Source organism: Actinobaculum sp. oral taxon 183 str. F0552 (genome assembly GCF_000466165.1).
GTDB lineage: Bacteria > Actinomycetota > Actinomycetes > Actinomycetales > Actinomycetaceae > Peptidiphaga.
The window spans coordinates 1-13,402 of the sequence record NZ_KE951438.1 but is presented as its reverse complement, the minus strand read 5'-3'; the positions used below and the strand labels follow the sequence as shown (position 1 = coordinate 13,402).

At 69.3% G+C, this 13,402-nt stretch carries 13 protein-coding genes; 8 read left to right on the top strand and 5 right to left on the bottom strand.

Translation table 11 applies throughout. From position 1 onward, the window contains the following. The 5 genes from HMPREF0043_RS06500 to HMPREF0043_RS06480 all read left to right on the top strand — a co-directional run. Window positions 1-2,147: ComEC/Rec2 family competence protein (locus HMPREF0043_RS06500; RefSeq protein ID WP_232206063.1), on the top strand; the 2,147-nt coding region annotated here is incomplete at its 5' end. Between the two features lie 18 nt (window positions 2,148-2,165). Next, entirely contained in the window at window positions 2,166-3,158 is a 993-nt protein-coding gene (holA, locus tag HMPREF0043_RS06495) for a DNA polymerase III subunit delta (RefSeq protein ID WP_040318023.1), read from the top strand. 227 nt (window positions 3,159-3,385) lie between these two features. Then, a complete protein-coding gene (locus tag HMPREF0043_RS06490) occupies window positions 3,386-4,942 on the top strand; it encodes a Re/Si-specific NAD(P)(+) transhydrogenase subunit alpha (protein ID WP_040318028.1) in 1,557 nt (518 codons plus the stop codon). 14 nt (window positions 4,943-4,956) lie between these two features. Beyond that, the gene (locus HMPREF0043_RS06485) at window positions 4,957-6,405 is read left to right on the top strand and encodes an NAD(P)(+) transhydrogenase (Re/Si-specific) subunit beta (RefSeq protein WP_040318027.1); all 1,449 of its coding nucleotides are present in this window, start codon (window positions 4,957-4,959) and stop codon (window positions 6,403-6,405) included. Window positions 6,406-6,458: 53 nt separating this feature from the next. After that, on the top strand, window positions 6,459-7,274 hold the full coding sequence (locus HMPREF0043_RS06480; RefSeq protein WP_021602172.1) for a Cof-type HAD-IIB family hydrolase: 816 nt from the start codon (window positions 6,459-6,461) through the stop codon (window positions 7,272-7,274). Window positions 7,275-7,389: 115 nt separating this feature from the next. Here the strand turns inward: HMPREF0043_RS06480 and HMPREF0043_RS06475 are convergent, their stop codons facing one another. The 3 genes from HMPREF0043_RS06475 to HMPREF0043_RS06465 all read right to left on the bottom strand — a co-directional run bounded on the left by HMPREF0043_RS06475 (window position 7,390) and on the right by HMPREF0043_RS06465 (window position 9,861). Next, window positions 7,390-8,304, bottom strand: coding sequence for a sensor histidine kinase (locus HMPREF0043_RS06475; protein ID WP_021602171.1), 915 nt, complete (start codon window positions 8,302-8,304; stop codon window positions 7,390-7,392). Continuing rightward, window positions 8,301-9,023 (bottom strand): response regulator transcription factor, encoded by a 723-nt coding sequence (locus tag HMPREF0043_RS06470; protein ID WP_021602170.1) that lies wholly within the window; start codon window positions 9,021-9,023, stop codon window positions 8,301-8,303. Before HMPREF0043_RS06470 ends, HMPREF0043_RS06475 begins: the two co-directional genes overlap by 4 nt. Before the next feature lie 211 nt (window positions 9,024-9,234). Then, the gene (locus HMPREF0043_RS06465) at window positions 9,235-9,861 is read right to left on the bottom strand and encodes a DUF3060 domain-containing protein (RefSeq protein WP_021602169.1); all 627 of its coding nucleotides are present in this window, start codon (window positions 9,859-9,861) and stop codon (window positions 9,235-9,237) included. 427 nt (window positions 9,862-10,288) lie between these two features. Between HMPREF0043_RS06465 and HMPREF0043_RS10745 the strand changes: the two genes are divergently transcribed. From HMPREF0043_RS10745 to HMPREF0043_RS06450, 3 genes are read left to right on the top strand one after another with little or no spacing between them, the layout of a single operon-like run. Continuing rightward, window positions 10,289-10,708, top strand: coding sequence for an AbrB/MazE/SpoVT family DNA-binding domain-containing protein (locus HMPREF0043_RS10745; RefSeq protein ID WP_084432348.1), 420 nt, complete (start codon window positions 10,289-10,291; stop codon window positions 10,706-10,708). Beyond that, a complete protein-coding gene (locus HMPREF0043_RS06455; protein ID WP_021602165.1) occupies window positions 10,705-11,661 on the top strand; it encodes an ABC transporter ATP-binding protein in 957 nt (318 codons plus the stop codon). The genes HMPREF0043_RS10745 and HMPREF0043_RS06455 overlap by 4 nt, the downstream gene beginning before the upstream one ends. 1 nt (window position 11,662) lies before the next feature. Next, window positions 11,663-12,412 carry an ABC transporter permease gene (locus tag HMPREF0043_RS06450; RefSeq protein WP_021602164.1) on the top strand — a complete coding sequence of 250 codons (750 nt, stop codon included), beginning with the start codon at window positions 11,663-11,665 and terminating at the stop codon, window positions 12,410-12,412. Window positions 12,413-12,469: 57 nt separating this feature from the next. On the opposite strand, the gene rpsT is transcribed toward HMPREF0043_RS06450, so the two are convergent. Next, window positions 12,470-12,736 (bottom strand): 30S ribosomal protein S20, encoded by a 267-nt coding sequence (gene rpsT, locus HMPREF0043_RS06445; RefSeq protein WP_021602163.1) that lies wholly within the window; start codon window positions 12,734-12,736, stop codon window positions 12,470-12,472. A 158-nt stretch (window positions 12,737-12,894) separates the two neighbouring features. Further along, window positions 12,895-13,402, bottom strand: a 508-nt coding sequence (locus HMPREF0043_RS06440; RefSeq protein ID WP_021602162.1) for a type II toxin-antitoxin system PemK/MazF family toxin, incomplete at its 5' end; no start/stop codon positions are given.

Sequence of the window (13,402 nt, the reverse complement as noted above, 5' to 3'; positions counted from 1 at the left end):
AGCCAGAGGCCGGGAACGGACCCGGACCCGACGCCGCGGCCGGGCGGCCTCGCCGCGGCGCCGCGCACGCACGGCGCATGGGCCTGGCATGCCTGGCCGGCCTCAGCGTGGGATGGAGCGTCGCCTGGGCGCATCTGCAAGCCGCCGCTCCCGAAGGGGTCCGGCAGGCCGTCGCCTCCGGCGGCGACGTCCGGCTGACCGCGGTCGTAGACGAGGACCTGGCGCGCGCGGGCACCGGCTGCGCCGGACAGGTCCGGCCCGAGAGGATGGCGGCCGGCCGCAGAGACCTGCCGGTGGGCGGCCACGTCCGGATGCTCGTATGGAACATGCCCTGCGATGCGCGGACGGGACAGCGCCTCGAAGCGAGCGGTCGGATCAAACCGGTCGCCAGCGGACGCCGGGCCGCCGGCGCGGTGTACGCGCGGACAACCCGGATCGACGGGGAGCCCACGATGCGGGCCCGCATCGTCGGGCGCATCGACGACGCGCTGTCCGACAGGCTCGACGGATTCCCGGCCCACGCCCGAGGGCTCGTCCCCGGGGTGGCGCTGGGGCGCTCCGACAGACTCGCAGCGCCGCTGGAGGCTGCGATGCGACTCGTCCAGCTGACGCATCTCATCGCCGTCTCCGGAGGCCACGTCTCGATCCTCCTGGCGATGGTGCTCGGCGTCGTCGGGCGCCGCGCCAGGCGCACGGCGGCGGCCCTCTCCGCCGCGTCGGTGTGCTGCCTCGTGGCCCTCGTCGGGCCCGAAGCGTCGGTGATGCGAGCGGTGGCCATGTCCGCGGTCGTCCTGGCGGCCCTCGCACTGGGGCGCTCGACGCAGGCTGTGTCCGCGCTGTCGACGGCGACGATCGCGATCGTCGCGCTCGACCCGTGGACGGCCACCGGCTACGGCTTCTACCTCTCAGCGGGCGCGACGCTGGGCATCATCGTGGTGGGAGGCCCTCTGGCCGACCATCTCGCCACGCGGATGCCTCCCCTCTTGGCCGAGGCGCTCGCCATCCCCCTGGCGGCGCAGATCTCGTGCCTGCCGATCCTCGCGCTGTTCACCGACAACGGTTCGGCGTGGGGCGTTCTGGCGAACGCGCTCGTCGCCCCCGTCGTCGCCCCGCTCACCGTCGCCGGCCTGGCGGCCGCCCTCGCCGCACCGTGGGCGGGCGGAGTCGCGAGCCTGCTCCTCGTCCCCGCGAGCATGTGCACCTGGTGGATCGACGCGGTCGCCACGACCCTCAGCCGCTGGCCTGGATCGGGGATCTCGAACGCCGCCACGTTCGCGGCGTGCCTGGCCATCCTCGCCGCGATGCTCGCCGTCAAGCGCCCGCTCGCGGCCCTGACCGCCCTCGCACTGCTCGCGGCGCTCATCTGGCGCCAGGCGCGCTCGGCGGGGGCCGACATCCCCGACGACTGGCAGATCGTCCAGTGCGACGTCGGGCAGGGGGCGGGAGTCCTCGTCCGCGCCCACGGGCTGACGATCATGGTCGACGCCGGGCCGCCGGGGGAGGCGGCGTCCCAGTGCGTCCGGGCCGCGGGGGTCGGCTCGATCGACCTGCTCGTCCTCACCCACGCCCACTCGGACCACATAGGCGGCGTCCCCGGCGTGCTCGACGCGGCCGACGTCGGCGAAGTGTGGGTGTCGCCGAACATGGATCCCCGAGTCAACGGCGCATGGCTCGACAAACACCTGACACGTCGCGGGATCACGGCGAAAACCGTCGCCGAGGGCGAGGAGAGGCGCGGGAGGGACGGAGCCACGGCGGTGCGGGTCCTCTGGCCGAGGGGCGACGCCCCGCCGGGAGACGCCGAGGCGAACGCGCAGTCCATCGCCGTCAGGGTCGAGATCCCCGGCGGACTGCTCGTGATGGGCGACCAGCCCGCATCCTCCCAGTCTCGATTCGCCTCGGCCGTCGAACCCGCGCGCGTCATGGTCGTCGCGCATCACGGCAGCGCCGACCAATCCGCCCGCCTGGCCAGGAACGCGCGGCCCTCCATAGCGCTCGTCTCCGTGGGGGAGAACTCCTACGGGCACCCATCGGCCCGAATGCTCCAGATGTACGCGCCGGCCGACCTGTACACCACCCGCGCATGCGGGACGATTGTCGTCCGCGGATCCGAGGTGACTTCGCGATGCGAGCGGCCCGTCGGATGAGCGTGCGATACTTGACCCGTGGCGGCACGACAGAGCAGACCGAAGGGCCCGGCCTGGGATAGGCTCGACCTCGCCCCGGTGGTTCTCCTCCTCGTCGGCGAGCCCGTCGTCGGGGACAGGGCCGTCGCCCGGCTCGTCCGCGCCGCCCTGGAGCGCGACCGGACGACCGCGGTGACCAGGATCGACGCCGAGGAGTACGGCGCCGGCACTCTGAGGACCCTGGCGGGCCCCTCCCTCTTCGGCGAACCCAGGGCGATCGTCGCCTCCAGACTGCACAGGATGAACGACGCCTTCCTCGCCGACGCGCTCGAATACGTCGCCGCGCCCGAGGAGGACGTCGTCCTCATCGCCCGACACGACGGCGGGACGCGGGGGAAGAGGCTCCTCGACGCCATCGCCGAAGCCGGATACCAGCGCTGCGAGATCCCGGCCGTCAAAACCGACGCCGACAAGGCGGAACTCGTCAGATCGGACGTGGCGGGAGCCGGGCGCACCATGACGCGCCCGGCCGTCGAAGCCCTCGTCGACGCCCTCGGACGGGACGTCGGAGAGCTTCTGGCCGCCACATCCCAGCTCCTCGCCGACGTCGACGGGACGATAGACGAAGACGCCGTGCGCACCTACTACGCCGGGCGGGTCGAAGCCAGCCAGTTCGCGGTGGCCGACGCCGCCGTGTCCGGACGGGCGGGGCAGGCCGTCGCCCTGGCGCGGCACGCGATCGCGACGGGCACGCCTCCCGTGCCCATCGTCGCCGCCCTCGCCTCGAAGCTCCGACAGCTGGCCATCGCCGCGGCGCAGCGCAACCGCCCCCCTCGCGACGGAGACCCGGCCATGGCGCCCTGGCAGCGCAAGCGAGCCCTCCGAGACGTGGGATCTTGGACCTCGGAGGGACTGGCCGCCGCCATCCTCGCGGTCGCCCAGGCCGACGCCGAAGTGAAGGGCGCCTCCCGCGACGCCCAGTTCGCCCTCGAGCGCGCTATCGTGCGCGTCGCCTCGGCGAGGGGCCGGTGAGCCGGCGGAATCCGGTGCGGCGTCGGTGCGGACTGCCGAGACGCGTTTGCGGGGAGCGGCCGTTCGCGCCCCCGCCGGCCCTGACGCCGCGGGGAGCGGAGGAGGCCGGCTGCGCGGCGGCCCCCGCCGCGGGAATGACAGAGGCGTCCGCGAGCCAGTAGGCTTGTCCCCGGGGCCGTCCAATGGCGGAGGCCCCGCGTTCAGTCATGACGAAGTGAGGAGTGAAGGTGCTCATCGGCGTGCCCAAGGAGCCACACACGCGGGAATCCCTAGTTGCTGCCACACCGGACACCGTCGGAAAGCTCATCGGGCTCGGCTACGACGTGTGCGTCGAAAAGGACGCAGGTTTGGACGCCAGTTACCTCGACGAGCAGTACCGTCAGGCCGGCGCGCAGATCGTGACGAAAGAACAGGCGTGGGGCGCGGACGTCGTGACCTGCCTCGACACGCCTCCCGACGCGGAGCTCGCGCTCGTGAAGGCGGGGGCCACGCTCGTCTGCCGGGTCGACCCGGACGCGCACTCCTCCGACGTGGAGGTCTTCTCCTCCATGGGGATCACCGTCCTGGCCATGGACGCGGTGCCGAGGATCTCCCGCGCGCAGTCGATGGACGTGCGCTCCTCCATGGCGAACATCGCCGGCTATCGCGCGGTCGTCGAAGCGGCCAACGCGTTCGGGCGCCTGTTCACCGGCCAGGTGACGGCCGCCGGCAAGGTTCCCCCCGCGACCGTCTACGTCATCGGCGCCGGAGTCGCCGGCCTGGCGGCCATCGGCACGGCCAGCTCGATGGGCGCCGTCGTCAAGGCCACCGACGTGCGCGCCGCAGCCGCCGAACAGGTCGCCTCCCTGGGGGCCGACTTCGTCGAGATACCCGTCAAGCAGACGTCTTCCGACGGCTACGCCCGGGCGCTGTCGGCCGAGCAGGAGGCCCTGTCCCTGAAGGTCTACACGCGCCAGGCGATCGAGTCGGACATCGTCGTCACCACGGCCCAGATACCCGGCAAGCCCGCCCCGCTGCTCATCACCGCCGAGGCCGTGCGGCAGATGAAGCCCGGCTCGGTCATCGTCGACATGGGCGCCTCCACCGGCGGCAACTGCGAGCTGACCCGGCCCGGCGAGGTGTTCAGAACCGAGAACGGCGTGTTCATCATCGGATACACCGACCTGCCCGGACGCCTCCCGGGGCAGGCCTCCCAGCTGTACGGGCAGAACGTCGTCAACTTCTTCGCTCTGGCCACGCCCCGCAAGGACGGCGTCCTCACCCTCGACATGGGCGACGAGGTGGTCCGCAGCATGACCGTCACCCTCGAGGGGGAGATCCTGTGGCCGCCGCCTCCCGTCGACGTCTCCGCCGCGCCGCCCCCCGCCCCGTCCGGCGCGTCCGAGGGCGGCGAGGAGCCGGACGCGCCGTCCTCCCCGAGGCGGACCCCGCCGCGATGGAGGAGGTGGAAGAGCCTCGTCCCCGCGCTCTGCGCGGCAGCGCTGTTCGCATGGCTCGTCATGGCCGCTCCGCGTGAGATGCAGAGTCACTTCATGGTGTTCGCCCTGGCCGTCGTCGTCGGCTTCTACGTCATCACGAACGTCACCCACTCTCTGCACACACCGCTCATGTCGGTGACGAACGCGATCTCGGGCATCATCGTCGTCGGGGCCGTCATCGGGACGGCCGCCAGCGGCGTCTGGGTCCAGATCCTCGCCTTCGTCGCGACGGTCGTCGCATCCGTCAACATCTTCGGCGGCTTCGCGGTGACCCACCGGATGCTCAAGATGTTCCAGAGGAGTTGAGCGACGTGAACGACATCCCCAACGTCATCGGAGGCTCGTCCGACCTGGCCGGCAGATTCCTGTCGCTGGGGTCGATCGTGGCGGCCGTCCTCTTCATCCTCGCCCTGGCGGGCCTGTCCAAGCAGGCGACCGCGAGCCGCGGCAACCTGCTGGGCGCCGCGGGCATGGCGCTCGCCCTCGTGGCGACCGTCTGGGTGTCCGTCAGCTCCCCGAGGAACGAATCCGTTCAGACCTTCGCCCTCGTCGCCGTCGCGATGTCCATCGGCGCGGCCGCGGGCATATGGAAGGCGCGCAGAGTCGAGATGACGGGCATGCCCGAGCTCATCGCGCTCCTCCACTCCTTCGTCGGCCTGGCGGCGGTCCTGGTGGGGTACAACTCCTTCATCGACTGGCCGCGCGGACCCTCCTCCGCCTCACGCGTCGAGCCGTTCCACATGGGGGAGATCGGCCTGGCCGTCTTCATCGGAGCCGTCACGCTGACCGGTTCGGTGGTCGCCTACCTCAAGCTCTCCGCGAGGATCTCGGGCGCCCCCCTCGCGCTCCCCGGCCGCAACTGGCTCAATCTCGGCGCGATCGCGGCCTGCGTCGCCTGCATCGCGTGGTTCGTCCGGGCCCCGTCCCAGGCGGCGGCCTCGGTTCCGCTCGCCATCCTGAGCGTCGTCGCCCTGGCGCTCGGCGCGCACCTCGTGCTCGCGATCGGCGGAGGGGACATGCCCGTCGTCGTCTCCATGCTCAACTCGTACTCGGGCTGGGCGGCCGCCATGGCCGGCTTCACGCTCCGCAACGATCTGCTCATCATCACCGGGGCGCTCGTCGGCTCCTCGGGCGCCTACCTCTCGTACATCATGTGCCGGGCGATGAACAGATCCTTCGTCTCCGTGATCCTCGGCGGATTCGGATCCGGCGGAGCGGCCCCGGCCGGCCAGAGCGGCGAGAGCGGCGAGCACAGGGAGACCACCGCCGCGGACCTGGCCCGCACGCTCCGGGAGGCCGGATCGGTGATCGTCACGCCGGGCTACGGCATGGCGGTGGCCCAGGCCCAGTATCCGGTCGCCGAGCTCGCGCGCAAGCTCCGCGAGGCCGGCGTCAGAGTGCGCTTCGGCATCCACCCGGTGGCGGGCCGCCTCCCCGGGCACATGAACGTCCTCCTGGCCGAAGCCAAAGTGCCCTACGACATCGTCGAGGAGATGGACGAGATCAACGGCGACTTCGCCGAGACCGACGTGGTCCTGGTCGTCGGGGCCAACGACACCGTCAACCCCGCCGCCCAGGAGCCCGGCTCTCCCATCGCGGGCATGCCCGTGCTCCACGTGTGGGAGGCCCGCAGCGTCGTCGTCTTCAAACGGTCGATGGGCAACGCCGGGTACGCCGGCCTCGTCAACCCGCTCTTCTTCAAGGAGAACACCCAGATGCTCCTAGGGGACGCCAAGGACAGCGTCGAGAAGATCATCGCCGAACTGTGACGGAGCCCTTCCTCGCTACGGCGCGGGAGGGCGATTCTGGGTAGGCTTGGCGTGTGACAAGGCTGATCTTCATCGACGTCGACGGCACCCTCATCGACGAACGCCAGACGGTGCCCGACTCGGCGCGTGAGGCCCTGGTCGCGGCGGCCGAGGCGGGGAACAGACTCATGCTGTGCACGGGCCGCTCGATCCCCGAACTCTACCCGTGGCTGTGGGACCTCGGATTCACCGGGCTCGTCGGCGCCGCGGGCGCCTACGTGCGCGTCGACGAAGACGTGATCGCCGACAGACGGATCGACGCCGAGACGCTGCGGCGCTCGACGCAGGTCCTGCGCAGCCACGGGATCGCGTGGCTGTGGCAGGCGCCCGAGGTCTTCTACGCGTCCGACTCGTTCCTCGAAGCCTTCACCAGGCCCGACGAGGACGAAGACGACGCGTGGATGCCCTACAGGCGCCAGATCGCCCCCTACTTGGACTACGGCGAGCCCCGGTCCGCATCGAAGGCGACGTTCGTCCTTCCCCGCGGATCGGACATCACCATCGACGGCCTCGACCGCGCACTCGGCGACTCCCTGCGAGCGGATCCCGGAACCGTCCAGACGGGGGCCAGGGAGGTCGGAGAGATCCTCATAAGAGACGTGTCCAAGGCGACGGGGCTCGCCGACGTCGCCGCGTACTTGGACGTCCCGATCGCCGACACCGTCGCCATCGGGGATTCGACGAACGACATGGAAGTCCTCTCCGCGGCGGGCGTCAGCGTCGCGATGGGCAACGCGCACGACGACGTCAAAGCCGGAGCCGACATCGTCACCGACCCCATCGACGACGACGGGCTGGCGAAAGCTCTGACGAGGCTCGGCCTGGTCTGAAACGGCCGTCGGCCGGGCTCGAGCCGCGATGCCCGTTCGATTGCGGCACGGCTACCGCCGGCGACGAGGCTGGCGGCTGCGCCTGTCGACGGTGCTGGCTGCCCTTCGGCTGGCCTCACGCCGAGTGCACCGAGGGGAGGGTGACGGACACCGAGGTTCCCACTCCCAGGCGGGAGCTCATCTGCGCGGTCCCGCCGTGGCGTGCGACGATCGTCGCCACCAGCGCCAGGCCGAGGCCGTTGCCCGGATGCCCGCCGGAATTGCTCGCCCGGCTGAGCTCGTCCCAGACCGCGCCGACGTCCTCGGCGGGAATGCCGATACCGGTGTCCGCGACCTCGACGGTGACGGTCCCTTGGCCCTCCGAGCCTCGAATCTCGATGACGGATTCGGCGCCCGAGTATTTCGCGGCGTTCGAGACGAGGTTGTACACAGCCGAATAGAGCAGGTCGGCGTCGCCGGCCACATGCGAAAGCGGCCAGGGCGCCTCCGGGAAGCTCAGGGAGAACGATCTGCTTTCCCCGCGTGCGGCGAGCTCTTGGGCCACGGCGTCGACGGCGTCGCGCGCGGTCTCCTCCAGATCCACGTCCTCGATGTCGATCGGGGAGGTCTCCAGCTCGGAGAGTTTGCGCAGATCGGTCAACAGGCGGCTCATGCGCAAGGACTGCGCGGTGACGATCGACCAGCTCGGATCCTCGGCGTCGTGGCTGGCCGCGGCGGCTCGCAGCGCCGTCAGAGGATTCTTCAGCTCGTGGTCGAGGCGGCGGAGAAACTGGCGGTGGGATTGGCGCAGCTCTTCCTGGCCGGCTTTCAACCCGTCGGCGTACTCTCGTTTTCTGCCGCTTCGCCAGGCGAGGGCGATCCAAGCGCACAGGCTGAGAAACAGCCCGGCGGAGGCGAGCAGAGTCGGAAGCGGGAACTTCACAAGGAGGTAGCGGGACTCGCCCGAAAACCGCCACGCTACGGCGCCGCCGAGGCAGACGACCGCGGGCAGAAGCACGAAGACGAGCCTGCGCAGACGAATCCGTTTCATGCCCGCACCGCCCCGATGAAGCGGTATCCCACGGACGGCACCGTTTCGATGTAGGTCGGCTGGGTCGGGTCGTCGCCGAGGACCCTCCTGATCTCGCGGATGCGGTGGTCGACGGCCCGCGTCGATGAGGCGAAGTCGATTCCCCACAGCGCGGCCAGGAGCCGCTCGCGGGTGTGGAGTTCGCCGGGATGGGTCATGAGGTAGTCGAGGAGCATCGACGCCTTGGGGGTGAGCGTGACCTCGCGGGCTTTGAGGAAGACTCGCAATGCGACTCGGTCGAGCACGAGGTCGCCGCACACCAGCCGGTCAGCCGCCGAGTAGGGTTTGGGGGCCGCCGCCGTCCGCCGCAGGACGGCGCGGATGCGAGAGACCAGCTCCTGCGGGTCGAAGGGTTTTGAAAGATAGTCGTCCGCGCCCTCGTCCAGGGCCGCGGAGCGTTCGTAGGACTGGTCGATCTGCGTCAGAAGGATGATGGGGGTCCATCCGCCGCGGGCGCGTATCTCGCGCACGAGCTGGCGCCCGTCCAGTCGAGGCATCATGACGTCCGTGACGACGATGTCGGGGTTGATCTCATCGTGGACGTCGAGGCCTTCGGCGCCGTCGTGGGCGACTGCAACCGAGAAGCCGGAGCGTTCGAGATAGGGGGCGAGCGCGTCCGTGATGGCCGACTCGTCGTCGACCAGCAGGACCGTTTGCCGGTTGGTCGGCTTGTCGGCCATGTATTCCGTCCTCTCCGAACACGGCCGCGGTTGCGGAGGAGACGCCGCAACCGTGCCGTTCGTTTCGGCCGACCTCGCCGGCCTGTGTTGTCGGCTGAGCTCGTCGGCCTGCGTGGTCCGCCGAGATTGCCGGCTCGTGTTGTCCGGCCGACCTTATCACCGTGTCTGTGACTGTGCCGGCTCGCACGGCAGGACTTGGCCGGCCCCCGTGTCAGTCGGCCTTTTCGACCTTGTTATCGGAGCCGTTGTCGTTGATCTTGGGCCGCGAACCGTTCGCCCACTCGACCTCGTTGTCGGACCCGTTGAAGTCCACGGAGGAGACCCGCTCGACGAACACCTTGACGTTCGAACCCTGGATCGAGACCTTCTTCGCCGTCTTGGCGAGGACCTTCACGTCCGATCCGGTAACGGTGATCTGGTCGACGTTCTCCTTGACGTGGACGGTTCCGCCGGAGTTGGCGACGACCGCGTTCCCGCCGACGACGGTGGCCGCGGTGGCGTTCCTGTCGGCCGCCGCCTCCTTCCAATCGTCGTCGTCGACGGTCGTCCCGCCTTGCGCCGACGAACCGCCCTTCGAAGAGGCGCCCGCGGTCGAGCCGCCCTTCGAGTCCTTCGAGCTGCTCGACCCGCTGTCGGAAGCGATGTTCTGCTCGGAGTCCTTTCCGTCGGCCTTGTTGGAGACCCCGCCGGTGGCGGTGACGCTCTGATCGTTGTTGCCGGTGACAGTCACGCCCGGGCCCTTGCTCGCGGCGTCGTCCTTGACTTCAGCCTGGCAGGCCGCCGCGGCGAAAGCGAGGCAGGCTGTGAGCGCGAGTCCAGTGGTCTTCCACGTCTTCATTGCTTGTCCTTTCCTTGGGAGCCGTGACTCCGATCGATGCGAGGGCCGGCGCCCTGCTGCGCTTCAAGGCTATCGGGGCGATGTGGCAGGACGGTCGCCTCAGTGTCGCAGTTTCGAGACATCGAGGAAAGCGGCGAAATATCAGGGGAAACGCAAGATTGACAAAGGCTCCCGAACTTCCGAAAGGCCTTGTCGACGGGCTTCGTCGAATGTAGGGTGTCATGTATACAGGTTTTACATGCAATAGGCTCATTGGTTGAGGCGCATCGCTTGGGCGAGAGCGGCGTCGCAAGGCTCAACGAGCCCGAACGGGTCGTCAGCCGAAAAAATCAGACGAAAGCCGTTGCAGCGTAAAACCGCAAGCTTCCCCGACGGCGGGCGATTCGCACGGCGGGGGACCCGCAAAAACACAAGAGAAAGAACTGTTATGAGTCCTGTCAACACGAGCTCTTACGGCCCAGGCGGCCGTGGCTTTCACGGGGTGGTGACGGTCGGCCAGCGCGGTCAGGTCGCCATTCCGGCCAAGGCGCGCAGGGACTTGAGAATCGAGGCGGGTGCCCAGCTCGTCGTCCTGACCGACCCGAACGAAGGCATCGCGCTCATCCCGCTCGAGCTCCTTCTGAGCAAACAAGACAATCCCGTGGCGAGACTGGTCCGATCGATGCTCCCGGGGGTGATGCCGCCCGAGGGCGAAAACGAGGGCGACGGCGCCGGAAACTCGGACCGAACTGAGAACGCGGGCGATGCCGCGAATCCACTCGAAAGCAAAGTCAACGGCGACGAAGAGACCCCGAATGCGGGTGGTCCCGCCGGGAAGGTCGCCGACGGCGGCGGCGATTCACGATGAGCACGCGCATGTCGACCGATGCGCGCGGCTCGACCGGCGCGCCGGCAGTGGCGGTCGAATCCCTGACGAAGCGGTTCGGCGATCTTCTCGCCGTCGACGGCGTCTCCTTCGACGTCGCCGACCGTGAAATCTTCGGAATCATCGGCCCGAACGGGGCCGGAAAGACGACCCTCATGGAGTGCCTGGAGGGGCTCCAGCGCCGGACGTCGGGCGCCGCGCGGGTCCTCGGCGCCGATCCGGACGTCGCCGACCGCTCGTGGCGGGCGCGGGTGGGAGTCCAACTCCAATCCTCGGCTTTGCCGACGAGAATGAAAGTCGGCGAGGCCATCGACCTGTTCGGATCCTTCTATGAAAATCCCAGGGGCGCCGACGAGCTCATCGCCGAGCTCGGACTGTCCGGCAAGAAAAACTCCTACGTCGAAAAGCTCTCGGGAGGCCAGCGCCAGCGGGTGTCGATCGCGCTCGCGCTGGTGAGCCGGCCGGAGATCGTCTTCCTCGACGAACTGACCACAGCGCTGGACCCGCAGGCGCGGCTGGCGATGTGGGATGTGGTCCGCTCGATCCGAGACGCCGGATGCACCGTGGTCATGACCACCCATTACATGGAGGAGGCGGAGGCCCTGTGCGACAGGGTCGCGATCGTCGACCGCGGGCGGATCATCGCGCTCGACACCGTGCCGGGCCTCATCGCCGGGCTCGGCGGCGCGAACCTCGTGACTCTGAAGACCAGCCGGCCGGTCGGCCCTGAGATATTCGCGAACGTCGCCGGGGTCTCGAACGCATCGATCGACGGCCTGACCGTGAGGCTGCATTCGGCCGGCGGATTCCCGGGTGAGGCCGTCCGCGCCATAGAGGCCGCGGGCGCGGCTGTTGAAGACATTGAAACGTCGAAGGCCTCGCTCGAGGACGTCTTTCTCGCCCTGACGGGCCGCGCGATGAGGGAGGGGAACTGACATGCGCGTGTTTGTGAAAGTCCTCAAGACCACGGCCCTGCGCACGCTGCGCGAGCCGGCGAACGTCGTGTTCATGATCGCCTTCGCTCCGACGTTCATGCTGATCATGGGGCTGATATTCGGAAACGGCCCGAAGAAGGAGTTCGGCGGCCAGGGCTTCCTCGACGCGAACGTCACGGCCTTCCCCGGCATCGTCATCGCGATCGCGGCTGTCATCATCCTTCCCGTCGACCTCGTGACTCAGCGAGAGACGGGAGTGCTCAGGAGGTTCCGGGCGACGCCGCTTCGCCCGGCCGTCTACATGTCGGCGGATCTGACCGTTCGCGTGGCCCTGAGCCTGCTGTCGATAGCCTGCCTCTACGCGGTGGCGATCGTGGGATTCGGCGTCGGCGCCGATGCAGTGAGGGCAGTGAACGTCCTACTGGCTACGGCTCTGGGGCTGTGCGCGTTCATGGCGCTGGGCTACTTGTTGGCGGGGCTCTTGCCCTCCCAGGGCGCGGCGCAGGGGATAGGCAACATCCTCGTCTACCCCCTCATTTTCCTCTCAGGCGCGGCGGTTCCGCTTTCCCAGCTCCCGGAGGGTGTGGCCGCGGTTGCGAGATTTTCCCCGCTCACGCAGCTGACCTTTCTGACGAAGGGTCTGTGGGAAGGCGAGGGGTGGATCCAACACTGGGGGTCCGCAGCCTCGCTGATCGCAATGGGCGTGCTGTGCGGGGTTCTGGCGGCGCGGTGTTTCCGTTGGGAGAGATGACGGAAGCCAGTGACAGGGGCAGCGGAAACCGCTGCCCCTGTCACTGGCTGTTACCGGCTACTTGGCCAGCTTGGCGACCTGCACCGCAAGCTTCGACTTGCGGTTGGCCGCCTGGTTCTTGTGGATGACGCCCTTGGAGACGGCCTTGTCGAGCTTCCGGGTGGCCACCCGCAGGGCTGCCTCGGCGGTCTCGACGTCGCCGGCGGCGACGGCCTCGCGCGTCTTGCGCACGTAGGTCTTCAACTCCGACTTGACCGCCTTGTTGCGAAGGCGGCGCTTCTCATTGGTAAGAATGCGCTTCTTCTGCGACTTGATGTTTGCCACGTGCTCTACTTTCGGTTCAATCGCCCGGCGGCGATGTGTACACGGTCGGTGAGGGATTCGCCGCGGGCGGGACTGGGGAAGTGGGGTTCCCGTGGTACGCCCCCGACTGGACCACCACCCGACCAGGTGTGAAGTCCGAAAGCAGATACTACCAGATGTCAGCCGTGGCAAGCCCGGATGGCGGCGACGAGTTCTGTGAAGCGCGATCCATCCAGAGCGCCGCCCTCCCGCCTCACCCGTTCCGGACGCACGCACAGCAGCCGGTCGATGCGAGCTTCGGAGGGACGCCCCTTCGAATCCCAGCCGCCCGCCCCCACGTCCAGCCGGCGGCGCCCGCTGTGCGCCTCCCGCGCCGCGTCCCGATCGTGGTCCTTCGACGTCAACTGGGCGAAGACGATGCACGGCCCCGCCTCGGCCAGGACGACGACGGGGCGGTCCTTGCCCTGGGAACGGTCCTCTTCGAAGGGCACCCACGTCCACACGACTTCCCCGGGCTCGGGACGGCCGTCGTCGGCCGGCGCGTAGTCGAAGGCCGGCATGCCCAGGTCCTCCACCGAGTACGCCCTGGGCACGTCGCCGGGCCCGGGCAGTTGGGCGGGCGTCCGGGCGACGAGCACGGCGCGCCCCGCGGCCGATCCGCCGCGACCCGTGTCCCCGCTGGCGGCG